At 32.9% G+C, this 25,473-nt stretch carries 27 protein-coding genes and 2 pseudogenes; 7 read left to right on the plus strand and 22 right to left on the minus strand.

Translation table 11 applies throughout. The features are described from left to right. Window positions 1–196: 196 nt before the first annotated feature. Both JCM15457_RS02105 and JCM15457_RS02110 read right to left on the minus strand, forming a co-directional pair. Window positions 197–784, minus strand: a complete 588-nt coding sequence (locus tag JCM15457_RS02105; protein ID WP_034987042.1) for a site-specific integrase — start codon at window positions 782–784, stop codon at window positions 197–199. A 49-nt stretch (window positions 785–833) separates the two neighbouring features. Next, on the minus strand, window positions 834–1,223 hold the full coding sequence (locus JCM15457_RS02110) for a MerR family transcriptional regulator (protein ID WP_034987046.1): 390 nt from the start codon (window positions 1,221–1,223) through the stop codon (window positions 834–836). A gap of 123 nt (window positions 1,224–1,346) precedes the next feature. On the opposite strand from JCM15457_RS02110, the gene JCM15457_RS02115 reads away from it, so the two are divergent. After that, window positions 1,347–2,012, plus strand: coding sequence for a YczE/YyaS/YitT family protein (locus JCM15457_RS02115; protein WP_051993219.1), 666 nt, complete (start codon window positions 1,347–1,349; stop codon window positions 2,010–2,012). A 382-nt stretch (window positions 2,013–2,394) separates the two neighbouring features. On the opposite strand, the pseudogene JCM15457_RS12275 reads toward JCM15457_RS02115, so the two are convergent. Together JCM15457_RS12275 and JCM15457_RS02120 are read right to left on the minus strand one after the other, a co-directional pair. After that, window positions 2,395–2,706: pseudogene (locus JCM15457_RS12275) on the minus strand (hypothetical protein). 261 nt (window positions 2,707–2,967) lie between these two features. Continuing rightward, on the minus strand, window positions 2,968–4,158 hold the full coding sequence (locus JCM15457_RS02120; protein WP_034987049.1) for an MFS transporter: 1,191 nt from the start codon (window positions 4,156–4,158) through the stop codon (window positions 2,968–2,970). Window positions 4,159–4,322: 164 nt separating this feature from the next. On the opposite strand from JCM15457_RS02120, the gene JCM15457_RS02125 reads away from it, so the two are divergent. After that, the gene (locus tag JCM15457_RS02125) at window positions 4,323–5,159 is read left to right on the plus strand and encodes a helix-turn-helix transcriptional regulator (protein ID WP_034987052.1); all 837 of its coding nucleotides are present in this window, start codon (window positions 4,323–4,325) and stop codon (window positions 5,157–5,159) included. A 652-nt stretch (window positions 5,160–5,811) separates the two neighbouring features. Here JCM15457_RS02125 and JCM15457_RS12280 read toward each other — a convergent pair. Genes JCM15457_RS12280 through JCM15457_RS02140 form a run of 3 tightly spaced genes read right to left on the minus strand, consistent with a single transcriptional unit; the run spans window position 5,812 to window position 7,781 of the window. Next, the gene (locus JCM15457_RS12280; RefSeq protein ID WP_051993220.1) at window positions 5,812–6,126 is read right to left on the minus strand and encodes a hypothetical protein; all 315 of its coding nucleotides are present in this window, start codon (window positions 6,124–6,126) and stop codon (window positions 5,812–5,814) included. Window positions 6,127–6,148: 22 nt separating this feature from the next. After that, complete coding sequence (locus JCM15457_RS02135) at window positions 6,149–6,589, minus strand: very short patch repair endonuclease (RefSeq protein WP_034987055.1); 441 nt, start codon at window positions 6,587–6,589, stop codon at window positions 6,149–6,151. Between the two features lie 49 nt (window positions 6,590–6,638). Beyond that, window positions 6,639–7,781, minus strand: coding sequence for a DNA cytosine methyltransferase (locus tag JCM15457_RS02140; RefSeq protein WP_034987058.1), 1,143 nt, complete (start codon window positions 7,779–7,781; stop codon window positions 6,639–6,641). Window positions 7,782–7,945: 164 nt separating this feature from the next. Here JCM15457_RS02140 and JCM15457_RS11550 point away from each other — a divergent pair, with 164 nt between their 5' ends. From JCM15457_RS11550 to JCM15457_RS02150, 4 genes and pseudogenes are all read left to right on the plus strand, one after another. Then, window positions 7,946–8,683, plus strand: coding sequence for a restriction endonuclease PLD domain-containing protein (locus JCM15457_RS11550; RefSeq protein ID WP_051993221.1), 738 nt, complete (start codon window positions 7,946–7,948; stop codon window positions 8,681–8,683). Next, window positions 8,655–8,906 (plus strand): annotated as a pseudogene (locus JCM15457_RS12555) (restriction endonuclease PLD domain-containing protein); the annotation flags it as partial. The gene JCM15457_RS11550 and the pseudogene JCM15457_RS12555, both read left to right, overlap by 29 nt. 111 nt (window positions 8,907–9,017) lie before the next feature. Continuing rightward, complete coding sequence (locus tag JCM15457_RS12285) at window positions 9,018–9,179, plus strand: hypothetical protein (RefSeq protein WP_235725510.1); 162 nt, start codon at window positions 9,018–9,020, stop codon at window positions 9,177–9,179. Window positions 9,180–9,181: 2 nt separating this feature from the next. Then, window positions 9,182–11,029, plus strand: coding sequence for a Z1 domain-containing protein (locus JCM15457_RS02150; protein ID WP_034987060.1), 1,848 nt, complete (start codon window positions 9,182–9,184; stop codon window positions 11,027–11,029). A 186-nt stretch (window positions 11,030–11,215) separates the two neighbouring features. Here JCM15457_RS02150 and JCM15457_RS02155 read toward each other — a convergent pair whose 3' ends face one another. The 15 genes from JCM15457_RS02155 to JCM15457_RS02220 form a co-directional block, all read right to left on the minus strand. Further along, on the minus strand, window positions 11,216–11,797 hold the full coding sequence (locus tag JCM15457_RS02155; protein WP_034987063.1) for a hypothetical protein: 582 nt from the start codon (window positions 11,795–11,797) through the stop codon (window positions 11,216–11,218). 10 nt (window positions 11,798–11,807) lie between these two features. Then, window positions 11,808–12,959, minus strand: coding sequence for a phage tail tip lysozyme (locus tag JCM15457_RS02160; protein ID WP_034987066.1), 1,152 nt, complete (start codon window positions 12,957–12,959; stop codon window positions 11,808–11,810). Between the two features lie 61 nt (window positions 12,960–13,020). Next, window positions 13,021–13,191, minus strand: coding sequence for a hypothetical protein (locus tag JCM15457_RS12105; RefSeq protein WP_156406586.1), 171 nt, complete (start codon window positions 13,189–13,191; stop codon window positions 13,021–13,023). A gap of 128 nt (window positions 13,192–13,319) precedes the next feature. Continuing rightward, window positions 13,320–15,044 (minus strand): CD3337/EF1877 family mobilome membrane protein, encoded by a 1,725-nt coding sequence (locus tag JCM15457_RS02165; RefSeq protein WP_034987069.1) that lies wholly within the window; start codon window positions 15,042–15,044, stop codon window positions 13,320–13,322. Window positions 15,045–15,061: 17 nt separating this feature from the next. Further along, on the minus strand, window positions 15,062–17,557 hold the full coding sequence (locus tag JCM15457_RS02170) for an ATP-binding protein (RefSeq protein WP_034987072.1): 2,496 nt from the start codon (window positions 17,555–17,557) through the stop codon (window positions 15,062–15,064). A 13-nt stretch (window positions 17,558–17,570) separates the two neighbouring features. Then, window positions 17,571–17,870 (minus strand): hypothetical protein, encoded by a 300-nt coding sequence (locus JCM15457_RS02175; protein WP_034987075.1) that lies wholly within the window; start codon window positions 17,868–17,870, stop codon window positions 17,571–17,573. Then, complete coding sequence (locus JCM15457_RS11560) at window positions 17,867–18,367, minus strand: antirestriction protein ArdA (protein WP_051993223.1); 501 nt, start codon at window positions 18,365–18,367, stop codon at window positions 17,867–17,869. Before JCM15457_RS11560 ends, JCM15457_RS02175 begins: the two co-directional genes overlap by 4 nt. Continuing rightward, window positions 18,367–18,777: a TcpE family conjugal transfer membrane protein gene (locus JCM15457_RS12560; protein WP_034987078.1), complete on the minus strand. Its 411-nt coding sequence runs from the start codon at window positions 18,775–18,777 to the stop codon at window positions 18,367–18,369. Before JCM15457_RS12560 ends, JCM15457_RS11560 begins: the two co-directional genes overlap by 1 nt. A gap of 6 nt (window positions 18,778–18,783) precedes the next feature. After that, window positions 18,784–19,032 carry a TcpD family membrane protein gene (locus JCM15457_RS02190; RefSeq protein WP_034987080.1) on the minus strand — a complete coding sequence of 83 codons (249 nt, stop codon included), beginning with the start codon at window positions 19,030–19,032 and terminating at the stop codon, window positions 18,784–18,786. 1 nt (window position 19,033) lies between these two features. Next, window positions 19,034–20,053, minus strand: a complete 1,020-nt coding sequence (locus tag JCM15457_RS02195; protein WP_034987083.1) for a conjugal transfer protein — start codon at window positions 20,051–20,053, stop codon at window positions 19,034–19,036. A gap of 11 nt (window positions 20,054–20,064) precedes the next feature. Next, window positions 20,065–21,282, minus strand: a complete 1,218-nt coding sequence (locus JCM15457_RS02200) for an XRE family transcriptional regulator (protein WP_034987086.1) — start codon at window positions 21,280–21,282, stop codon at window positions 20,065–20,067. Window positions 21,283–21,449: 167 nt separating this feature from the next. Then, window positions 21,450–22,850 (minus strand): FtsK/SpoIIIE domain-containing protein, encoded by a 1,401-nt coding sequence (locus JCM15457_RS02205; protein WP_051993224.1) that lies wholly within the window; start codon window positions 22,848–22,850, stop codon window positions 21,450–21,452. A 10-nt stretch (window positions 22,851–22,860) separates the two neighbouring features. After that, window positions 22,861–23,256 (minus strand): DUF961 family protein, encoded by a 396-nt coding sequence (locus JCM15457_RS02210; protein WP_051993225.1) that lies wholly within the window; start codon window positions 23,254–23,256, stop codon window positions 22,861–22,863. Between the two features lies 1 nt (window position 23,257). Then, window positions 23,258–23,569 (minus strand): DUF961 family protein, encoded by a 312-nt coding sequence (locus JCM15457_RS02215; RefSeq protein ID WP_051993226.1) that lies wholly within the window; start codon window positions 23,567–23,569, stop codon window positions 23,258–23,260. A 69-nt stretch (window positions 23,570–23,638) separates the two neighbouring features. Continuing rightward, on the minus strand, window positions 23,639–24,106 hold the full coding sequence (locus JCM15457_RS02220; RefSeq protein WP_034987088.1) for a GNAT family N-acetyltransferase: 468 nt from the start codon (window positions 24,104–24,106) through the stop codon (window positions 23,639–23,641). Between the two features lie 436 nt (window positions 24,107–24,542). Here JCM15457_RS02220 and JCM15457_RS12565 point away from each other — a divergent pair, with 436 nt between their 5' ends. Next, the gene (locus JCM15457_RS12565) at window positions 24,543–24,620 is read left to right on the plus strand and encodes a putative holin-like toxin (RefSeq protein WP_152537261.1); all 78 of its coding nucleotides are present in this window, start codon (window positions 24,543–24,545) and stop codon (window positions 24,618–24,620) included. Window positions 24,621–25,473 lie beyond the last annotated feature (853 nt).

Raw genomic sequence — 25,473 nt, forward strand, 5'->3', positions numbered from 1 at the left:
TTACTATCTGCTTGTAATGATGGTGTAAATATTATGTGTCTTATGGATATTTAATATCAGCAATAGTAAAATATTTCGTCTATTTCTGCGCTAATTAATTACCTGTTGAACTGAAAACGTTCAACTAAACTTCAAAAGTAAAATTAATTGTTCGCTACGCTCCAAAGAACTTTACTTTTGGAGTATATTTGAAGGATTAGCCAAAATCTATTTGATCCAGCATCTGTTCGCGGCTTACTTGGTCTAAACCTAGATATGCTAAAGTCATCACTTCATTACTATGATTCAGTAGCTGCATAACTAGTCCGATATTGTAGTTAGTTTGTGTATACACTCGATAAGCACCTGTTTTGCGCATTGTGTGAGTGCCTAAGTAGTTGATTCCTAATAAATCCCCTACTTTTGCTATAATTTTATAAAATTGCTTTTCAGTAATATGTCTTTCGAGGTGTTTAGTCGATGGAAACAACCACTCTGAACGTAAATTGTTTTCAAGTAACCATTGACGATATTTGATTAAATCAACTTCAATTGGTTTTAGATAGAGAGTATTCGGCTTATTTGTCTTTTTGTCGCGAATAAAAGCATTAGATTTGATCGATCCGTGAGGATCGTAGACATCAGCATACTTTAAACGCATTACATCACTTACACGCAATAACGTAGCCTTGCCAAACTGAAAGACCATATAATTACGTTGACCAGCTTTGAAAGCTTCTAGCAAGCAATTCTGAACTTGTTGTAAGACATTTGAATCTTTGATTGGTAGAACTATTTGTTGCATAATAAACTCCCTTTAATTAAGAACAAAAAAACACAATAAAAATGTTCTGTCAGTACCTGTTCATGTTTTTTTGCTCAGTTTGTAATTGAATATAACGATCATATCTTGCTACTTTAGCTTCAATCGCTGCCATTGATTTTTGAAGCATTTTCTCCTGTTCTTTAATGTTCTCTCTGTGTTCAAGTAACATTTTCCGCCTAATAGAAATTGTTTCAGCATTGAATCTCATTTGAGAAAATTGTTTTATTTTATTGATAGACATACCAGTTTGTCTAATATTCAATAAAAAAGTTAACCATTCAATATCTTGTTTAGTATAAACTCGGTAACCTTTTGAATCACGCTTAACTTTTGGAATCAACTTCTCTTTTTCATAATAACGTAGTGTGTATTTACTAAGTCCGGTTAGTCGACTAGTTTCAGTGATTGAATAATTCATAAAAATCTCCTTGCATTATAGTGCACTCTAAGCTGTATGATAGATTTGCGCTATTTTTTAGACCATTGTTCACTAATTTTATTCATATTGTAGCGTACTATGAAAAAGAAAGGAAGATATAGATTGAATACTAAGAAACGTTTTAGTTATTTCCGCCTAATACTATATATCGGAGGTTTAAATGTTTTAGCTTTGGGAACAGTGCTATTTACTTGTGGTAAATTAGGTGTTAGTGCTTTAGTATCTGTTCCACAGGTTCTGTCACTTTTTTTACCAGTTACCTTAGGTCAAGCTACTACGCTAACTTTTGTTATTTTTGTTCTTATTGAACTTTGTTTATTACACAAAATTGAGTGGCAGACAGTCTCTCAATTATGTGTGGCGTTTGTATTTGGCTGGGTTGTTGATTTTTACGGATTAAGAATTGGTCTTGAAAAAATTGTGTTAGATACTTTATGGGAACAAATTTTAATTACCTTGCTAGCAATTATCTTTACCTCTCTAGGGGTCTTTATGATGATTAAAGCTAATTTTATTTTGAATCCGCCAGATGGAGTTGTTAATGTGATTTGTATGAAGTTAAAATCTACATTTGGAAAAGCTAAATTTGGTTTTGATTTAGCAATGATTGTTATTTCAATTAGTTTGAGTTTAATATTTATTGATCATATTACTGCTATCGGTGTTGGAACTATCTTAGCTGTGCTGTTAGTAGGACCATTAGTCAATTTATGGGAATATTTTTTTGTGACTAGGAAAACAAAATATCTATCTGACACAATTGATTAAAAATCATTTTATATGGCGTACAAGTAATAATAAAAAATCACCCTTTTTAGGGGTGATTTTTGTTGCATATATAGTTAGGTACTAAACTTATGTTATTAAAAACACATCAAATCAGTAGTATTAATAATATTTTTGCTTTTATATCTTTTTAATAGACAATCAACTGATTTTTAAAATTATCTTTCTGTCAAATGTTTTTATTTGGATCACCAAATGTTTCAAGATGATCGATTTCATTACGAACAATATAATAATAATATATGGGATTGCCCGTGTTTCTATGGGGTAAAAAATGGTAATATTCATAATTTAGTGTTAATAATACTGGGTAAAATACTAACTTTGATTGTTGGAACATCATTTGAGCTAAAAGTTCCTGGTTCTAACTGTTTTTCCCTCTTTTTAGACAGTAGAGAAGATATGGGTTAAATATATACCTAAACTTAATCCTAATTAATTTACCTAATTTATTAAAAAGCACTGTCTTATTCTTAAGAAAAATTTCTCCAACCGTGTATCCATATTAAGAAAGTTCTTTTTTGTAGTTTAAAAAAGAATAATCAAGTTCGATTCCAGATATAATTTTGATTTCTTCAAAACTTAGCCTGATTGACGATTCATTCCTGTTTTCAAAATATTCCCATAAGTGATTATATTTACTCAAAGTTATCACACTTCCACTTTTTTTAATCATATTAATTATATAAAAGAAGAACAAGAATTAAAAAAATCAATTCTTGAGATGTTTTTACTACAGATAGGTGAATTTTTCTGATAGGTTCATGATATTTTAAGACGCCTTTTCATGAGATTTTTGCTAACATAGACTCAATTTCTTCTGATTGGACTGTGTCAAAAGTTATTGGGAGGAGATTTTTATATCTATTTTTAAGTAATATACGAAAATGATTCTAAGAATATGTTTGTATTATAGAACTATCCCTGACTAATTTTTTTAATTATTTATAACTCTAAAATGCACATATAAAGCAATTAGTTGGCTAAGTAATCCAGTGAAGCATACACCAATCCAACCAAAATATTGAAAACTGAAGGCACCTAACCATGAACCCAATGCACCACCTAAAAAATATGATACCATGTAAATGGATGTTACACGATTACGGGCCTTATCACTTAATTGATGAATACGCGTTTGATTGCTGACGTTACTTGATTGAACTCCTAAATCTAACAAAATAACCCCCACAATAAGGCCCCATAATTGGAATCCCCAAATGATAAATACTACATAAGCTGCTATAATGATGAGAATGTTTATACCTACTGTAAAACGTGCACCTTTTTTGTCTGAAAGTTTGCCTGCAGTTTTAGAAAATAATGCCCCCACAACACCAACTAAACCAAATAATCCTGCCACATCAGCTCCCATATGATAGTGTGATCCTTGCAATAAAAAAACAAGCGCTGTCCAGAATGTACTAAATGCAAGAAAACCCATGGCTCCGATAATAGAAGATTCTCTTAAAACAGAGAATTGCTTAATTAATCCTATCATTGATTTTAATGATTCACTATACTTCATAGTAGAATTCCCATAACTTTTTGGGAGTGCAAAACGTAAACATAGCCAAAGTAAAAGCATAAAACAAGCGGCTATAAAATACATGGCTTTCCATGTTATATATTTTCCAATGAGACCACTGACTACGCGTGAAAGTAAAATTCCAATTAGTAATCCTCCAATCAGACTGCCAATTACTCTCCCCCTTTCATAAGGTTGACTCAATTGCACGGCAAACGGTATTAGAAGTTGCGGTACAACTGAACAAAAGCCAATTCCCAAAGAAGCAAATAATGCAATTGATATAGTTGGTGCCAAAAAAAATAACAATAAAAAAGTAGCGGCTCCTAGTAGCATGGTTAGAATTAAGCATCGTTTTTCCAAGATATCCGCCAACGGTAAAATTAATAACAATCCTAAAGCGTACCCAATTTGTGTTAGTGTAGCCAATAAACTTGAATATCCTTCTGCCACATGATAATACTGCGCAATTTGTGCTAATAAAGGTTGAATATAATATATATTTGCTACTGTTAATGCTCCTGCAATTGACATGATTGAAATCAGATGTTTATTTAAAGTAGTTGAGTTATTAACAGTTTTTTTATCGTTTATTTGCATTAGTTTTTATCCCCCATCTCTGAATTGTACTTTACAAAAGAACTGATTTTAGTATATTCTGAACCTTATACTGTTACTAGATAAGCATTTATAGTAGTATAAATAATACTGGTCTAATCTATGGTTTACTTCTGCTACACTTTATTAAAAGGAGACTGTTTAAGATGAAAGAACCGATGTCAAGATATAAAGAACTTGGTGATTTTTTAAAAACACGGAGAGCAAAAATTTCTCCTTTACAAGTTGGGTTGCCCGAAGGCCTGCATCGTAGAACACCTGGTTTAAGGCGTGAAGAGGTAGCCACTCTTTCAGGTGTTGGCATTACATGGTACACGTGGTTGGAACAAGGAAGAAAAATACAAGTTTCAGCACAAGTATTGGAAAGTTTGACACGAGTACTTATGTTAAATGGAGAAGAAACGCGTCATTTATACATCCTTGCAAACCAACCTGCACCTATCAATATTCCTCCGCATTACCAAATTATTAATCCTATGCTTCAACGAATATTGGATAGTCTGTCATACTCTCCTGCTTTGATTCTCGATACTCGTTGGAATCTTATTGCTTGGAACAATGCTGCAAGAGTAGCTTTAATTGATTTTGATGCTATTAATGTTGAAGATCGAAATTGTGTGTGGCTAATGTTTACCAATTCTCACTATAAAAAAAGATTTGATAATTGGGAAAACCAAGCACAAGGTTTAGTTGCACGTTTTCGAGCAGAATGTAGTAAATACATTGAAGATCCTTGGGTAACTGAATTTGTACAAAAACTAAAAAAAGAAAGTTCAGATTTTTCTAAATGGTGGTCAATGCATAATGTTGAACAGGAGAGAGAAAACTATAAGGTTTTCAATCACCCTACAGCAGGAAAATTAACATTTGAACATACTAGTTTTTTTGTAGCAGATAATATGAACCTTAAACTGTTTATTAATGCACCTGTTCCGGGCACAAACACAGAAAACAAAATGAAAAATCTAATAACCTTGTTGTAAAAGTGATTTTATACAGGACACGAGTAACAAAAAATCGCTCCTTTTTAGGGGCGATTTTTGTCATATATTCAATTAAGTGTGCCAATTGTGTATACTATAAATTCTTTATGCTGATAAATTAGTATTTTTTAGGGGTTATAACAGATTTATAGACCCTAGAATTATTAATTGAATTTAATTTCTAGAACTTTTTTAATATTGTATCAGTAGAAGAAATTCACTGCACTTCAATTTTATTTACAGATGTTTCATTTATTTGATTGAACCAATTTTTTAATTTTTTTGAATCACCTGATGACTGTAAATTTTAGCATAAATATTGTCCTGTATATACTGTGTGCTGCTTTCTACTTTAATTTTGGTTAAAAAACAGTAAGTTGATTTAGCATTAAATTCATTGCAGTGTACTTCTTTACCAAAATTAGAATAGTAAAAATTAAACCTTACAACTCTATTTCGAGAATTGGTATATCTACGTGTTTCACAGTCAAATTTGGTTTGGAGAAAGTTGCTATAAGATGATTACCCTTCTTTGGGGTTTTGATATACTATTCTCTTTTTAATGATCAATACCTGGATTAGAGAATGCAATAATGTCAATTACTTTTATCATTCAAAAATACAAATCACTTTTTGAACTTGTTTCCACAATTTATACAAATGAAAATATTTTTTCCCCAGTCTTACCGATAAAACCCGCTAAAGCACCAACGCCACCAGTTAAAACTGTTCCAGCGACAGCTTTATCAACCGAAAAGCTTTTTCTATTGTTGCCTGCAAACTGTATATTAGAAGACCCACATTTGGGACATACAAGCTTATTAACAGCTTTTTTCTTATCATGACCAGTTATATGGTTTAATGATGTTTTTTTATTAAAATTATCTACTTTATTCGAAAAATCATTTAATTTTTTATTGAACTCATTGAATTTCTTTTTTTTCCTCTTTATAAAATAGTATCTCAAATTATTAAAGCACAACCAGAAATCAATTTTTTTTAGCTTTTTTATTGTTTATTGAATTTAAAATAATTTTGACACAAAAATCTGGATCTTTTAAAACTTGATGCTTTTCCCAGAATCTTATTACTTCCCATCCTATTTTTTCAAGTTCTTTTTCTTGCTTTCTATCTCTGGCAATATTTTTTTCGATTTTAGGTATCCAATAAGAACGATTATGGTGAATTCTTTTTTCTTTTTGAATTTTCCAATTATAACCGTGCCAAAATTCACCATCTACAAAAATTGCGAGTTTATATTTAGTTATTGCTATATCAGGTTTGCCTGGTAGTTTTTTATAATTTCTTCTATATCTTATACCTTGATGCCACAGCATCTTTCCAAGCATAACCTCAGCTTTTCCGCCTGTCGATCTTATTTTAGACATCATTTTAGATCGGTATTCTTTTGTTTCACTATATTTTGACATTCAAATCACTCTTTTAAAAAATGTAACTTTAAGCAACAACACTAAAAAATCATGATTTAACAAGGGTTGCCACTTCAGAACCAGAAACATTGAATAAAACTTCAGGTTGTAATCGTCGAGTAGGCTCAACATATTTATATTCAATACCTGCAAAAGTTTTGAGCACTGCAAGCAATATGTGACGCATGCCTCGCGGTGGAATTGCCATTCCTATTTGTTTTCGTACAGATTCCTTTCCTCCCATAAAATGGAAATTATCTGGAAACGTTTGTAAACGTGCCCTTTCTCTATTAGTTAAAGCACGATTCTCTGACCAATGATACATATGAGTTCCTCCACCGCCAGAACCAGTAACTGTATATGAAGGTTTATTGCGGGCTAATCGTTTATATATGTTAGAAAGCTTTGCTCCTTTTACATTCAATCGCAAGTCTTCTGGAATAGATAATGACCATGCATTTCCTCCTTCCGGAATGTGCGACAGCATTTCAACAGTTCGTAAATTATGATTAGTTTGCTCATTATTAAAAGCATCTATAGGAATTGGCGGGACAGTGATAGCTTGCTCAGCTGTTATATAGTCTTCTGGATTAGGAGTTGTGGGAGCTGGAACACGAAATTTAATACCCTTTTCAGCTATATCATTTCGAATACCTACTATTATTATTCGATGACGAGCTTGAGGAACTCCATATTCTTCAAATTTATAAAAATTAGGTGTTAGTGTATATCCGGTTTTAGAAAGTGACTTAAGTATTCGAATGAATGCTTCCCCATCGTTTGCTGACGTTAAACCTCCTACATTCTCAGCTATAAATACTTTCGGCTTATATTCTTTTAATGTTTTAACTCCATATGTGTATAAAGGACCGTAATCACCGGAAAGTCCCTTTTGCTTGCCAACTACAGAAAAATCATTACAAGGAAAACCAAAAATTAAAGCATCAATAGCACCAAGCAATTCATGATTTTTTATATCGAACTTGCGTACATCTTCACAATAAACAGTAGACGCATTCGGGTTGTTTAATATATTTTCTTTATATGTTTCAACAGTATCAGGATCGAATTCATTTGCCCAAGCGTGTTGGAAGCCCCATTTTTTGCCGCTTTCATCAATTAATTTACTTGTTTTAGCAGCATATGCACCCCCTCCTGGACCAGCAAAAAGTTCAGCAGTTTTAAAAATCATAGTTAATTCCTCCAATCAGTCGAACGTACGTTTTAGCATATGCCTATGCTAATAATATTACACTATTATAAATCATATTCAAGCAATAATTTTATGAGTCCTTTAAACAAATAACAAAATTGTTGTATTATAAAGTTAATTATCATAACTATAGGAGGGCAAAAATGAATAATCTATACTCGAAAGTACCACCAATACCAGAAATTACAGGAACAGAATTAATAGTTGATGCTATTGAAACGGCTATGAAAAATTCAAATGAGTTAAAAATAGCAGTTGGCTATGTTTCTGTTGCAGGATTAGACAAACTTGATAAATTAATATTTGAAAATAAGATTAAAAAAATTCAATTGGTTGTTGGTATGTACAAATCTTCAGGCATTCCTAAAAGTATATACAACAAAATAATTGAACTGCACGAAAAATGGACTAAGCTAGGGATTGGTAAAATATATTTTGTAAACAATATGAATTATCATGGCAAGGTTTATGTTTTTTTAAGAAACGGAATACCTTTTGAGTTTATTGTTGGATCATCTAATCTTTCAGTGCTTTCACCTGAAGGTCAAACATTAAGACAATATGAAGTTGCAGTAAAAATTAAAGATTCAACATCGTGTAATGAGATATTGAAGCATATCGAATCGGTTATAAAAACCAGTACGAACACAGCTGATGATCTACAAGATTTTGAAATCATAAATGAGCGTATTGCAGCACTTAATGACATTGAAAATGTTATTGATATTACACCTGCAGAATTAGAAATATATACTAAAAAACAAGAAAAAATACAATTCCGTATTCCAATAAAGGCACCCAAATTCTCCGAACGTTTTTTCAAAGAAAAGCAATGCCTATGCACATTCAAATATAAATGTCTGTTATGGGAAAGGACGTAAAAATTCAAAAAGTGGTAAAATTGAACGTCGAAACTGGTATGAGACTCAAATAACAGTTTCAAAAAAAATTACATCAGATCCCGATTATCCTAAAGGAGATCCATTTTATTTAATTACCGATGATGGATATAAGTTCTTAGCTCATTCTACAGCACAAAATAATAAGCAGCTGACAGCATATGGAAATTTAGGCAATGACCGAGTTTTTGGTCGTTGGATCAAAGGACGTTTAGCAACAGCAGGATACATTAAACCATATGATAATGTAGATGACGATAAAAATGGTGATGGTATCGTAACTTCTGAAATGCTTGTTAAAGCAAATATGCAGGTAATGGTATTAACAAAGACAGCTACCAAAGAATATGGTAAAGTGTACAAACGATTATCTCCTTCTGCTAAAAATAAAAAAGGTGCTTTGGATAAAAATCACTTTGATTATAAACTAGTTGATGTTTGGACAATTCATTTTGAAAACTTAAGGAATGATAAATAATAATGATATATTTGGATGAATATTTAAAACAATTTGAAGTCAAGGGACAACATGAGTTAGCATTATCAATTAAAAAAACTGCTACTGAGGTAGGTTCTAAATATTTAAGTCAATTTGATTACATCTCCAACAAAATAGGATTGTTATTTGGCAATATACAGTCTGGAAAAACAGGTCACATGTTTGGTATAGCTAGCGAAGCCGCAGATAGGGGTTTTCCATATTTCCTGTTACTAGAAACGGATAGCAATTTATTGCAACAACAGACCTATTCTCGTGCAAAAAGAGATTTAACTGAATTTGTAGTTTGTGATGAAAATGAAGAACAAAAGTTTCGTGACCATGGTTCTAAGCCTGTTATGGTAGTACTTAAAAAAAATAGCAGAGTACTTAAAAGCTGGGTTGATCGTTTTAAAAACTCTCAAATGTTAAAGGGAAATCCTCTTTTTATTTTAGATGATGAAGCTGATGCTGTATCCCTTAACACAAAAATTAATCAAAAGAAGCAGTCTACCATTAATAAATATTTAGAAATGATTCGTGATACAGCCCTATCAAGCATTTATTTGCAAGTAACCGGTACACCTCAATCGATACTTTTACAAACACAACAATCGAATTGGAATCCAATGTTTACATATTATTTTAATCCTGGTAAAGATTATTTAGGTGGAGATTTCTTTTTTCCAAATGCTGATAAAACACCAAACTTTGTGCAATTAATTGATGAAAGAAGTCCTCTAAAAGTCGCGGAAGATGCTGTTTTGAGACACTTAGTCGTTTCTGCACAAGTATTATTATCAGGTAATAAAGTTTCCAATTGTATTGTACATCCTGGAATTAAACAATCAGATCATGAATCAGCTCGTAATGATATTGAAAAAGCATTGATTTGGTGGACATTTCACCATAGTGATCAAAATTTTATTGATAACTTCAAGCGCGAATATGATTTAATTTCACCTAGAAAAAGTATTAAACAACCATATGACAAAATATTAAACAAAGTGTTGGTTATGTTGGAGAAACATCTTTATTCGACTATTGTACTGAACGGTACTACAAATGATGGTAGTGATGAATACGAAACTGGCTGTAATTTTATTATTGGTGGCACTAATTTAGGACGTGGTGTAACATTTGGACAATTGAATACTTTTATTTACACAAGAACTAGCAAAAGCCCTCAAGCTGATACTATGTGGCAACATTCAAGGATGTTCGGATATGATCGAGATCCCGGATTAATATCTATATATTGTTCAAAAAGGTTGTACAATTTATTTGCACAAATAAATGATACAAACAATTCAATCATAAATCAGGTTCGAAGAGGTTTAAAAATTAAGATTGCTTACCCTGGTGATCTTAAACCGACTAGAAGTAATGTTCTTGATAAATCACTCCTAGATATTTTGGTTGGCGGTTCAAATCATTTTCCGTTTGAACCACAAAATGATACTTATGAACAGATTGAAGAATTATTGTCCAATTTCACAGACACCAATCCAGCACAAAAAGTATCATTAAATTTTGTAATAGAGGTCCTTAAACATATTAAAACTGAAAAAAACTTTAATATGGCAGGATACATTAACATAATTAAATCTGAACTTGCTAGCAATTCGTTAGAACAAGGATATTTGCTTGTAAAACGAGATCGTGATATTACACATGGGAGCAGAGCGTTACTCTCTCCAAATGATTGGGACGAAACAAATAAGCATGAAAATAGCTTTGTTCTAACCATGTACAGAGTTCTTGGTCAGAAAAGCAAAGGTTGGAACGGTGAAAAAATATGGATACCAAATATTAAATTACCTAAATCAAAAAATTTTTATATCATTTAAGTAATAAGTAAAAAGTGTGAATAGAAAACCAGAGATTGAACCGAAACTTAGGTTTTGATAATTTCTGGTTTTTCTTGCTACTATCCTAGTATTCGGTGCATAAACATTTAGACGTTTGTGTCATAATTAAATGACTAGCATGAGGCCAATTATTTTTAATTCTGTAATATTTTCATTTTTACTCTCCTAAAATGTTGATATTTCAATAATTTTCCTTTGCTTGGTGTCATAAGTAAATTGGTATTTAACGTTATTTGTTGTCTGATTACCTGAACTAGTTGTTTTGACTATTCCGATAAAGATTCCTTTAATCTCGTTATCTGCTGGTTCTTGTTCAAAATATATATTGGAGCTTGTCAGCTGTGATGTTGCATTTAACTGTTTTAATTGGTTGACAGCTATTGATTTATTATTATTTGATTGACCACCAAGGTTTGCTAGAACATTATCAGTGGCATATTTTACGACAGTTTGTTGTTTTTCTAACCAGTTGTCTGCATTCCAAGTATTTAGGCTGCTAAACAATTGGAATGCTGTTTGTTCTGCTTTCTTATTAGGGTTAGTTTTTGTGGTTGTTGTTGAAGCAACGCTGTTTGCAAAAGTAACTTGCTGAGCTGTTAATTTTTTATTTTCGGCTTTTAATTTTGTTATCTGAGCTTTTTGCTTTGCGTTTATGCTATCTTGTTCTTGGTTACTAAAATTTAGTTTATAAAAAGTACTTAATGTTAAGATTCCTATTATAACCAAGATTATTTTATTTCTATTCAATTTACTCACCTCATTTATATTTAGCTGGTAATATACTTTCTTTGATGCGTCCATAAGATACTTTAGTCCAAGTACCATATCCTGAGTTATTTGCTTCCCAGACTTTTTCTTTCCTGATACCTGCACCTTGTTGATCAATCATTTGATTGTTTCCAATATAGATTCCAACGTGGCTGTAACCAGCGCCAGCACCGCTATCAACAGGATCATAAAAAAATACTAAATCACCCGCTTTAGCATCTCTTTTTTTGACCTCATCAATATTTTGATTCCATTGAGTTTGTGATGTGCGAGTCAGGGGAATACCTATTTTGTTGAAAGCCCAGTAGGTAAAGCCTGAACAATCAGTCGCTCCCTGGATTGCTTTAGCAGTAGCTGCATTATCTAAATTAGCTGGATTTCCACCTAGTGAATAGTTATTTGGAGTTTGATCGGCCCATTTGTTTGCCCATTTAGACAGATCATTCCACCACTTAGTAGTTGAGCCATTTACTTTCAAGACTCTACCGGCTTCTGTATCACAAGTTTCACTAGTTTCAGTGATAGTTGTCATGTTTGAGTTAGAACTATCAACTTTAGTATCTTTGAACTTGTTGTACCAGTATTGAGCGTATTGAGCTCGCCCTGAATTATTGGCTTCATTTTCACCGGCTCTTTCGAATCGTAATTGCCATTGAATGGCTGCAATTGCTGGGTCAGTTGAGTTCTTAGCATAATCACCCAAGTTAGCTTTTTCAGTGCCATTAGCTTCCTCGTACAGAAACATAACCTGTGCTTGAATACTATCGGAATTTTTATTGTGAGCTTTCGCAAAACTCTTTTGATTGGTTGAACGACCGTTTAACCATTGTGCAATTCCATGTGCACCAGAACTTGGATTAGTTGAAGTTGGGTCAATATTTGATTCTTGTTGTAAATTTCCAAGAACACCAGCGACTGCAGCTTTGGTCCAACCTTTATCAACAAGATAGTTCCAAATAATTTGGGCGTTTTTTTCTGTATCTTTGGAAACTTGATTTCCAGCAAGATTTAGATTGTTGGCACAGTCTAGATTTGATGTTGTATCTCTATCATTTGAGTTGTCAGCACTAAAGATAAAAACAATGATAATAACTACTAAAAAAATCGGAATCATTAAGATTCCGACAGGTTTAAGCTTCATATGATCACCTTTTTTATAAACATTTTTATTTCTTACTAGCGTGGAAAAGTGGTGGGACTTTTTATGTCTTCAAATGTACGAAAACCATCGGTTCTGGATAAATTGCCCCACGCCAGTTACAAGCTTTACTAAGTGCTATATTATATTTTTCCACAGCTAATTGATTTAACTCTGCTTTGTTTTGAGCTTCTAGATAGACATTCAGTGAAAAATATCCCACCATCTGCCACATTATCTTTCACCTACTCTCTCATCGATTCAATTCTTTCTTGTAGTTCATTGGGGTTTATCTTGCTTTCATGAAGCTTTTTCTTGGCTTTATATGTTGCTTCGTCTAATCTATCAACGCTCTGTTCAGTTCTAGAATTGATTTTTAGTTTTCGTCTTTGCTCGATATCTTTTATTTTTTGAGGATCGGGAACTTTTTTCTTTTTGCCCTTTTTCGTAATGATCATTAATCTTGATAATACGGTCTTTTTCGCTAACCTCTGAATTATTTCTTTGCGCCTTATCTTGTTTTTGTTTATTATTTTCTGAGCTATTTGTTTCATTTTTCTTTGTTAATGATTTTTCTATCCCGTTTTGTTGCTTATGCTGTTTAACTCGTTTGTTTTTTAGTTTTTGTATAAGCGATTGAGATTCTGTGTTTTCTTGTGGTGTACGCTCGGACTTATCGACCTTTTTTCTTGATTCAGCAACATCATTTGATACTTCGTTGTTAGAATTTCCATTGTTAAAGAGATTAACAACTTTGCCACTTGAGTTTCGAATAAATTGATTGGTATTTACTAAACGATCATTAGCTTCGTGAGCACTCTCAACAATTTTTTCTTTCTGATTATTAACTGTTTGCATAATCTCTGTTGAAGACTTAATTCGTCCGCCTGAAAATCTTTTAATTAAATAACTTCGGTTTTTCCAACCGAGAAACATAATTAACCATAGAACTAAAGCATTGACAAAATAACCAGCATAGGAACTTGGTGGAATAATAATATCGACAACTTGTTGACAAATATTAATTGCCAGAATTCCTAAAACTAAACAAGCTTTTGAGAAAAATAAAAGTATTACGTCAGATAATCCTTTAAATAAACTACCTGAATATTTAGGTATCAAACTAATCAAAGCCATGACTGGTAGAACGAGTGATAAAACAAGGGCAAAAATCTGCACACAAAGATTCATGAAACCAATCGCGAATAGTGGTATGCCGTAGCTGATGGACACCAGCGGTGACATTAAACTAATCAAAACTTTGTAGTACATATAGTCTTCTTTAAGATATTTGTTATCGCTAGCGTTGACTTTTTCGTTGATTTTATCGGAATCTTTATCATAATCAGTTGAGAGAAATTCATAAGGTTTTTCTTTACTTTTGTTAACAGCAGGAATACTTGTTTTGCCATAATTCATCAAATAATATGGACGCTCAATTGATTTTTCAAAAAATGCTTTTCTGACAATACTAGTTGCATCAGCATTTTTTATAGCTTGAGAGTTGTCTAAACTCATTAAAGAACTTTGTGCTGTAGTTGAAATCGAGTTGAAAGTTTGTAGCATATAACTTGAGTTTTTAAACCAAACTGCCGAGAATCCAACAATCACTAAAGTGAATAAAATACGTTTCAAGCCGTCACGCTCATTTTTAAAGGCAGCAATATAAAATGCACTGAGAATAGAGACCACAAATAAAATGATCCCAAATTTACCAAACAGATTATCCCAGAGCTGTCCTGAAAGCCCAGCAATCTTATCAATTAAGTTATTAATAGAATTATTAACGGCCGTAGCACCAAACATCATGTTTAGGGAAAAATCGAAGATTTTAAAGACAAAGCGATTAATTTCCCAGAAGAAACCGGTTAAAGCTGAAATGGCTTTTAAAGTGACATTGGTTAAACTGGCTTTTTCCATATAAGGATTAAATGAATCAAGTGTTGAAAGAATTTTACTCATTTCGTAACCAGTTAAAACATCTTTAACCGAAGTTTTTGAATCCGCAAAGACAGCTATTCTGTATATAAAAAGACTAATTAGTGGAATGACACCAATTAGTCCTAGTTTCTTGTACTTAGTTTTCAAACACTCACCTCCTAGTTTTAGTGATATAGTTCCTCACTTTCAGATGAAGCTGATTTATTAATTGTTTTAAATGAACTGGTCATTTCATCAAACAAGGAATGGATAGCAATTTTTCCAACCCGACCATAAATATCCCGAAACAAACATTGACCTTTAATCATATTTGCCAACCAGCTTAGGTTTTGTTCATTAATTGGTAGTTGAACGTGTTCAAGAATCGCTTCACGTTCGCTGGGTTCGTCAAAAGCAAAAAGCACTCCAAACTGTCCGTGATCTTCCTGGTCCGAAATGTCGGCAACTGATTGAGTCGCGTATAGCAACATATTATTTTGCGACCTTCCGACACGTTTCATAGATTTTAGAATTTTTTTACCACTTTTAGCGACATTAAAAATCCAAGCTTCATCAAAAATTTCAGCGGTATAGCTGTTAGTGTCATTTGAACCAAACTTCTCACAGAATTTACCAAGAGGAATCATCAATGCAACCGACTTCTTTTCCAGATCTGAATAATTGTCAGGATTGTCTCCCTCTTTTGGCAACTCTAAGCCAGAAACTTCTAGGATATTGATCCGGTCCTCTAAGTTGACCCCATTATTTGAGCCATCCGAAAAACCTAATTGCAAAACTGAACCAGTCACCATCTCGTAAAGTAAATTCCCAGCACCTTTAATCTCAAGGTCATCAGATTCTTTTAAAATCTCAATCACATGCAGCATACCAACTTGTTCGCCTAACTCACGTTGGCTAATTACTGTTTTGATAGCTTTTAAGATAGCAGTTTTAGCCATATCTTTATCTTTTGTAGAGTAAATCTGTTCGATCATAGCTTCAGCAGTATCTTTGGCGTCTGCACCTTTCAAGAAAATGATTGGATCAAGGACACCCCAATTTCTTGAATCAGCAGCGTCTAGAGTCACATAATGAAAATTCTTTAGATGATTGACAAATAGTGGATAACTTCGTTGCATGTCCTCATTTTCAATGACTTTGTTAAACCAATTGCGAATTTCTTTTTTAGGATCGACATATAAAAGCTTAGCTTTCATGAAAGACATATAGATAAAAAGAAGTTTGACGAGAAATGATTTTCCTTTTCCAGTTTCACCAGTAACCGCAATGTGTGGGCTATCTGTTTTAGCTCCTTTAATACCTTTATTTGCAATCGTTGGATTAAACAAGACAATTTTACGACTGGCATATATGGACTGTTCCAATGACTGGCTTTCGGTTAAGTCATCAATACGTCCGATATACCAACCAACATTATTGCCTAGACGATTACTCACTGCGAATAAGTTTTCTGCAAAGCCTTCATTGTTTGTTACTTGTAGCCAATTTTTGTTGCCATTTAGCGAATTTCCTTGTAAGAATCTGTAAAATAAATATAGCTGATCTGTATTTGGACGATATGCTTCAATTTCTCTTAAACCTAAGCGATTAATTAAGCGATCAGAGTGTGTTTTAACTTCTTCTTTACTATTTCCCGAAATAACAAAACAAGCCAACCATTTAAGAATTGACTTACCATCTTCGATATCATTTTGGAGTTCATCTATTAAAAGTTGATTAGTTAAGTTGCGTTGACTATCTCGATCGCCAGTTTGTTGTGCCTCTTGAGTCGTACTTTTGAAGCGCCTGCGTAATCTAGATATTTTAGAGTTGAGTCCATTTAAACCATCAATTTCTTGATATTGAGATTTAATTTGTAGTTCAACAGGAAATTTCATACTTTGCGCAACTTCAAAAAGATGAGAAAAACTTATATTGTCTGGTAAAGCTCCAATCGGAATAAAAGCTAAATAAGAGTTTCCAGTATCATTTTCAAGTTTTAAAAATCCCTTTTCGGTTGGATCTAAAATTGTATCAGTTAATTTGTAGAAGTTGTGTTCTTGGCTTTCTTGCAACACATCGTGTTGCATATTGCGAATGAAGTTATATCTAATTAAATAAGCCAATTCATCGGTTTTCAGACTTTCGCCTTTAATGCTTCGTATGACAGAACCTAGTTCCTCAATTTCATTAGCAAACTTTTTAAAATATGTTTCGTCAATCACAGTTTCATACCCTAAAACAGCAAACGCTTTTTGAAGGAAAAGATCATAACTTGAGGATATAGCGCCCTTAATTGTTTCAGAATATTGAAATGATTTTAACTTAACTCCAAGAATAAACTCTTCACTGGTGATTGTTCCTAGCTCATATTCAAGTTGTTTGACTGTTTCATTAGCGTAGTACTTAGCAATCGGTAAAGCTTCATCAGCAAAATCTTTTCCTAACTGGTTAAAACGTTCAGTTAAATTCATATCTTTTGGTAACATCTGTAAGTGCAGTTCACTATACTTTGAAAGTGTACCATAAACAAAAGCTAACATACGTTTATTAAGTTCCTTTTTTTCAATGTCATTGGTAGCTATACTTTCGGGTTTGATTTTATAATAAGCCCAAATGTCGCCAGTCTTGGTTAATAACAAGTTGTTCTTCATTAATTTAAAGGGTGTTTGTAACTCCATTGAATTCCTCCTTTCAATAAATCATCAGTAATTCGTTTAGTAAACGTTGCCTAAAATTCCGTTTACGTGCTCTAATAATCTCGATGGCGTAGTTCTTTGGTAGTTTGTCATAATGCAGGTTAGCGTACTTTTTGAAAGTTCTTAATTCGTCAACTTTAAGCATAAATGCAGTTGTAAATCCGCTGGCTTCATGATCACGAAATTCTCCCACTTTCCTTAACGGCATTGATCTAACAGCTTTATCTTTAGCTAACTGCTTATCTACCCAACTCAGATAAGTTTTGATAGCTTGTTCCTGTTTAGTGTAGATCATGCGGAGATAAAGAATCCTGTCTTAGCATAAAAGCCATCAGTGCTAAAACGGTAATCTTGACCATATTTGCGTGTGTCAATATACCCCGTTAAAACATCAGGCACTTCATGCCAGTAATTATTTTCGACTAAATAATTACCTAAGTCAGTATCTTCAAGAATGTTGGGAAGATAGGTAACGCGTTCAGGATCATTGATTAAATCTTCGACACTATCGTAAATACCACTGCCAAGAAGATCTTGTAAGTTTTCCCAGAGGTAATCGGGAATATTTTCTATTTCTGCAGCTATTCGGTTAAGCTTATTAATATTGTCATACTCTCCAATGTCAAATGGAGCTTCATAGTCAGTGATAATCCATTCTTCTTCTGTTTCATTCAATCCAATTTTTTGAGCAATTGTATTAAACGGTACTGGTAAAGTGAACCAAGCACCCTTAGTATTACCTGTGTTTTGCCGTGCTAGATTTTCAACAAAGATACTAATATGGTTGTCCATTATTTGTCCTTCTTTCTGTAGCTAAACTCGTCAAAAACGACCGATTGATCAATATAATTAACTTTAGTATCATGGCAAATTTTCTTTTTAGGTTGAAGATACTCAAAGTAAAAGCTTACATAATCCCATAAGAACCAGAATATATTCTTGCCGTCCGGTTGAACTTTTTCGATTAGGCGTACCATAAGGTATGGAACCCCGATGTAAAACAGCATAGTAAAGAGCGGAACATAACTACTTATGAATGAAACAATTGAGTGAAACAAAACAAAAATTAAAAATATGGTTATTAGATAAATCAAAATGTCTCTTAATTTAATAAAATACGGTAAAGAAAAGTTTTGTGTCAGTTGCTTAATTTTTATTGGTTCGTTAAAAACATTACGGTAGTTATAGGTCCTTTTTTGCACTTATTATCAACTCCCAAAGATAGTTTTAAAGATATTACCGATCGCAGTAAAAACAGTTTGTGAGTTAGAGATCACGAACCAAGTTAAACCAGTCAGTAGTGCAATTCCAATTGCACGGCCGAGTTCTTGCCTGAAAATAAATTTGACCAACAAGATCACAATGATAATTGTGATTGCATACTTTCCTTGGGTTACAACCCAATCTGAGACATTTCTTAATGATGGTAATTCTGAAGCTAACAAGAAAGGTTTCATACTAATTTCCTCCGATACTATGATTAAATTCGTCAACAAAATATGTTGTTCGCTGTTTTGAGAGTTTGAGTGAAACATTTTCAGTGTGCTTGATGTCTGAATCGATTTGTTTGAAAGTCACTAGACACTGCACAACTGGTTTATTTTTAGTCCCGTAAACATGTAAGTTTTGGACGCTTGAGACCTCATATTCTCCCGCTAAGCCTGTTGGATTAGCCATGATAAACTTCATTTCATTTGTTTTTGAAGCAGCATATTTTTCCAAAAATGATTTAGTAAAATAAACGGCTTTATTATTTAAATTTGAAGAAGCTACTGATTTATCTTTACTGTATTTACTTTGAAGCTGACCAATATGACCAACTGGATCGATCTTTTCAGAGAAATACGGATAACTAACGACCGTGAATTTACTATTTTTTACCTTAAAAGAAATATTTAAATAACCCGATTTTTGAGTAACGTCTTCAACTGTCTTGGTTTCTTTTTTGCCATTTTTTTCTGTGGTTTCTTCTCGAGTAGTATGAATTAAATATTCTACATAATATTGTGCAATCTTAACTCCTTTTCTGTTATAAACACTCTGAATGCTTGCTTTATCAAAAGTTTGATAATCTTGACCAGCTTGATCGTTAATGTTTAAGTTAATCGCGTAATAAACTGCAAGATTTTTATTACGCTGATCCATTTCAGTAGTGTCGTTTGGGTAATTCAAATATGTTGCAAGAAATTCTTGCATGTAGTTATCTAACAAAGGGCTGTAACCACTAATGTTGGTTGAAGCTTGTTCTAGTTTATTCTGGTAGGTCTGCACCTCTGCTTGTAGTTTTTGATTTGTCTGTGCGACATTACTAGCTTTAATGAAAGCAAAGATACCGCTAGAAAAAATAAAGACCATTGTTATCCAAACAATGATCTTAGCTGACTTCATATTTACTTTTTTCTTTTTGCGTGGAATTCTATTAACTTGATGTTTAGAACGTCGTTTGAATTCAAAATCTCCAATTTTAATAATTTTCACCTCTTTTTGATTTATTCGATAATGGAATTATTTGGATTAATTACACTTTGAATTATTTTTTTATGCCGTTCACCAAGGTTTGCTTCTGCTAACATGGTTTCAATTTCTTCTGTTTGAAAAGTATCATCGATTATTTTAAAGGCTTTTAGAGTTGGCATAACTTGATTTTGTAACCATGTTTTAGTACGTTCAAAAGATATTTCTTTGGGATCGGTTACAAAACTTATTTTACTGACGCCACCTAAGAATAATGACCATGCGGGATAAACTAACCAATGCTTTTTATTTTTGGCTTTTGAAGGCAGTAAAAAAGTAATGTACTCCTTCATATAACCAAAAACTAAATCACAGATATCAATTGGATTTGGGGGATCTGTTAGTTGATGAACAATTTGGTCGGATTTGTTTCCACTGAATCTTAGTTCATAACGATTTTTGATGGGAACTTCGCACACCTTAAGGTGTTTTTTCTTAGCAACCTCGTAATTCTTTTGATAGAAACACATGTAAAAGTCACTTTGCATCGAACCAAAGTAGAGGCTGATGCCAGAAGCTTTAGTTTTATCTGTTATTTCATCAACTTGTGTCCCCCAATGAAAATGACTTGTTTTAAACTTTGATTTATATTCTTTGCGCTCCATTTTGTGCAGCATACGTTTCAATGGCAAGGCCTCTTTGTAGTCATTTACTGCTATATCAATTCGCGTGATATTGGCTTGATAGGCAAAACAATCTTTTAGGAACTCTAGCCAGCTACGTTGTTGTTGCTGTAAAAAAGATTCAAATTGACGACAACCTTGCCCTGAAAGCTCAATTAAAATTCCACGGTTGTCATCAGGAACTGATTCATAAATTTGAATCTGATCAATGCTGTAACGACCAATATAGCCATAGCGTTTAACCTCATCAACGACAAAAGCTTGTCGTTTAATTTTTAAAACATTTTGAAAAATAGTATCAAGATCATGAAATGGTAACCTTATTCTTAAATAATCAATGATTACGTCCATTTCAGTTTTATGTGATAATCTTTTTGTGAAATAATTTTTTATTTTTAGTTCGTTTTCCTTTCGCAATTTTTGAGTTCCTAATTCAAATGATGTATATGTCCGAGTACTAATTCCAATTGATCTGGCAATTTGTTGTTGCGTTAAACCGTGGTGAAGTCGAAGGCTTCGCACGTAATCATTTGACCATTCATAGTTTTTTCTGGTTAGCTTATTTTCCAAAGCCTCACTCTCCCGTGTAATTTGCGCATTTTGTTTTTTGATACGCAAGTTTCAAATCAGTTGTTTTGCTCAGTATATCAGCGTTCAATGTTACCTTGATTGACTTGTTTGCGTCCTTGTTACCCCCCTGTTAGCAATTGGGGGTAAACACTTGGCGCTCGGAGCTTTCAGCTCCTCACGCCAGACTTCGCCCGCGCTGCTTCGCTGGGCGTTCCCCGCCCCCGCTCCGCTATCGCCTGTCGGCTCTGATCGCTCAGCTGCGAGGGCTCGTCTTTACTGAGTAAATAATTGTAAAATGAAAACTCTGGTGGTACAAAGGGTGCAAAAAAGGCTCGAACATAAGCTCCACCAGTGGAAGCATAGCCCCATCCACGTACCTTGTCACTTTGAATTTTGAAATTTTTGTCGGATTCACCAAACATCATAATGTAACCAGAACGTGACATTTGACCTAGAGAAACTCTTAGTCCGAACTGATCCCGCATACCATCTTCAAAATATTTAGCATCGGGTCTTTGCATACCAGCAATCAAGAAGAATCCCAATTGTCTGCCTAACAAAATAATTTGTTTCATGTATCCTAGGGTTTTCTCCTGTTCTTTAAAGTCTAAATTGCTCATGTGGGCTACATATTCATCAAAGAATAAGACCTTCGGTTGCATATTAAAACTGCGATAATCTTTGCCAATTTCACCCGCTTTCCTTAATAATTCTTTGTACTCTTTTTGTCTTTCAACCATTTGTTCATAGAACACACGGACACACTTATTGATTTGTCCTGTACTTGAAAAGACCTTCTCTTCTAAAATTGGCACTTGATCCAATTGTGATAAATCAGACATCTTTGGATCACAGATGTAACAGTCAGCACCTAAATCAATAAATGATTTTAAGAGAGCTTGAATAAAATAAGTTTTCCCACCTCCGGTAACACCACTAATCAAAGCATGTGGGAACTTATTATAATCCCACGTAAAACCATGCATTAGTTTTAGTTTTACGCCATCAGGTTTAATGTTAGTAATGTTAATCCTATTTTGAATAGGATTATTGATTAATTTGTATGCTTTAAACCCTTTTTCATCAACAATATCAAAAAGATCAGCAAACAATGCTTGTTCAAGCTGTTCACCAATCCGATTAAACTTATCTTGATTTTTTTGAAGATCCATTGGGAATCTAACCGTAATAATCAACTCCTTATAGTGATAGTAAACTTTGGGAAAATAGATAATCTTCTGTCGAGGATTATTACGATTTCTATTTTTTGCAAGATACAATTTATTATCAATAATCATTCTGGCAAGTAGTTGTCTATGTTTTACCCGAGTAAAAAAGCCATTGTGATTGTCGCTTCTTTTGTATACTGCAAAGCTGATAATTGCGCCACAAAAATCAAAAATAGCAGCAGTCAATGTAGCCCAAATAAGTTTATCTGAACTTCTAGCATAAACAAAATAGAGAAATGAAATTGAAAGTAAAGTAAAAGGCAGTGACATCAAGGATAAGTAGATAAACACAATATCCCGATGAAACCGCCTGATGCGAATTCCTTTATATTTGAACATTTAAATCACCCTATTTTTTTAATGGATTGGTTGTTGGTTTACTTGGTTTTGTTTCGATAACCGCTCCCTTATCATCTAAAATAATATCATCAGCTGTTACTCGAATTCCGGCATCAACATATCGGCCATTTGGGATAGCATAATTTTCAACTACTGGATTGATTAATTTAACCGTTGAATTGAACGGAAATTCTTTCTCTTCAGTTTCGGCTGGTAAGACAACTGTAAAGGAATCATGTTGCAGCTTAGACAAAATATCATAACGCCGATCTTTAATCTCTCCGGTTGGTTCACCATCTTCACCCAAGATCAATGACGGGGATTTCTTATCCAAAAATTTTAATTTTCCTAATGATTTTTCTTCATCAATTTCAATACCATTGCGCAATTTTAAGATCTTAACCATACTACTTGTCCCCCTTCTTCTTGATGTTTTCGGCTGTTAATTTCCACGATGCGATTGCTTCGTCACCTGTTGAACGACCAGTGGGTTCAAGTTTTGGATTAACCAACTCAATCTCAGTATCAGTTTCAAAGGTTTTAGAACCAGCTCTTGCTGGGATTTGAACCTCGATTAATTCAGCTTGTTTTTCTGACAAGAGGTTATAAACTACTCCTGTCGCAATCCGAGAACGACCACCAGTAACTTCACGATCTTTTCCTTCAAAAGTTAATTTGCCGAAAGTTTCGACAGTTGGGATAACATATTTTAATGGCATATTTAATACCTTCCTTTCAAATTTTCAGTAATAAAAAAGCAACTCTTTGTGATAGAGTCGCAAATAATTTTATAAGATTGATTTACTAAAAATAAGTTGAATTCCTTTTTTTCCAATATAAGTTTTTGCTTTTTTTTCGAATCCTGCTTTTTTGTAAAGATTTTGAGCAGCTAAATTTCTCTTGTTTACACCTAAAACAATTTCTTGAATGTTAGGATAATTTGTTTGAACATATTTAGATAATAAGCTCAAAGCTGAAAAAGCATATCCCTTTCTTAAAAAACGTTCATTAGTTGAAAAACTTCTTAATAACAAGCTATTTATATTGCTCGTATATTTGAATTTATCATCTCCATAATCTAATACGAAAAATGTATAAATATCGTTTGACTCATTAACTAGCAGTATTGGATGGTAATCTTTATTTTTTTGAGAAATCTTGATAGCATTCTGTGGTAACCCAGTAAAAATGATATTTTCTACTTGATAAGTTTTTATTTGGTTTTTAAATTTATTGTTATATGTGACTAATTTCAATGGCTGGCCCCCAATTAAGGAAAAAATAATCCTATCAATTAATTAACTGTTAATGTAGTCTTAAAACGAGTTTAAAGCAATCGAGGTAAATCTTTAACTGGCCTATGAATGCCAGATGATTCAAATAATACAACCAGCTCATTAGCTGTTATTTTTTTGTCTTTAGTGTAGGTAATCAATTTATCCATCTTCATAATTGTATTAATTAATCACCATTAATATACTCTTAACGAGAACTTAAAACAATAGAGAATCTCAGTTGCTATCACTAATTTTAAACGACATATAAGTCACTAAACTATTTTTTGTGAGTAATTTCATTAAATTTTCTGTATGGTGGAATCTTATAAAGAAATTAAAGTGGTGACGCTTCTTGATTGGAAATGGTGCCTTTAGTAGTGTTAAAAACTTAGATTCCACAATTCTAATGTAACTGATGATTGTTTTCTGTACATTTACTATTACTTTAATTGTATTGGTTGTTAAGTTGATTAAAAAACAACAAAATAAATAACAACCTATAACTTTGACCAGTTAGCAATTATTTAACACCATTCTGCATCATTTCCTAATAGCTCTGCAAGAGAAGTTCTATTTGAGCAGGGCTTCTTTTTATTTCTGCAAAGATTATAACACTATTCAAAATTATTTGGCTATTTTAAAGTGTTAATAAAATACTTAAACTAGCTTTTCTTGTTTAACATCGCTTCCCAATTTCTTGGATCATCGCGCTTCGCACCCAACATTGCTGGCATGTGTAGGTCACTGACCAACGAGCCTCTCAGAGACGTAGCACGCATTGTTTTTATCCATGACTAACTTTTGAATCTGGTAATCTAACCATTGAAGTATAACTTCTACTTCGATATGCAGTTGTCAAAGTGCAAATACGAAAGTTTATACATGAAAGTGAATGAATAACTTATAAGTCTAAAAGATTGTTCTTTTCATAAAAGACCGATTCTTTTCATGAAAACAGGCAAAATTCAACTAAACAATCAGATAGTCTAATTGCTGCTGTGGTATATGTTTAAAGCCCTTTCGTATATTGCTATTTTGACATCTGCGGTCAAGTCCGAATTTTAATGGTCTCTCTCTCTTCGATTTATGCAGCTTTTAAAATGCTGTTAAAACAACGTTTTAACGCATGAAAAAACAAAAAATAAATTTGAAAAAGAAAAATAAAATTCAAAAAAATTGCAAAAAGTTACGAAAAAAATCAGTCACATAAATTTATGACCGGCAAAATTTCTTCAAATCGCTGGTAAAATTTTTGTGGCTGATTTTGATTTTCAAATTTAAATTTGTCATTTTATTAGTTTATTCAGTGATTTTGATTGATTTACGGTTGATTTTTGCTTAAATTA

This window comes from Liquorilactobacillus sucicola DSM 21376 = JCM 15457 (assembly GCF_000612445.1).
Classification (GTDB): Bacteria; Bacillota; Bacilli; order Lactobacillales; family Lactobacillaceae; genus Liquorilactobacillus; species Liquorilactobacillus sucicola.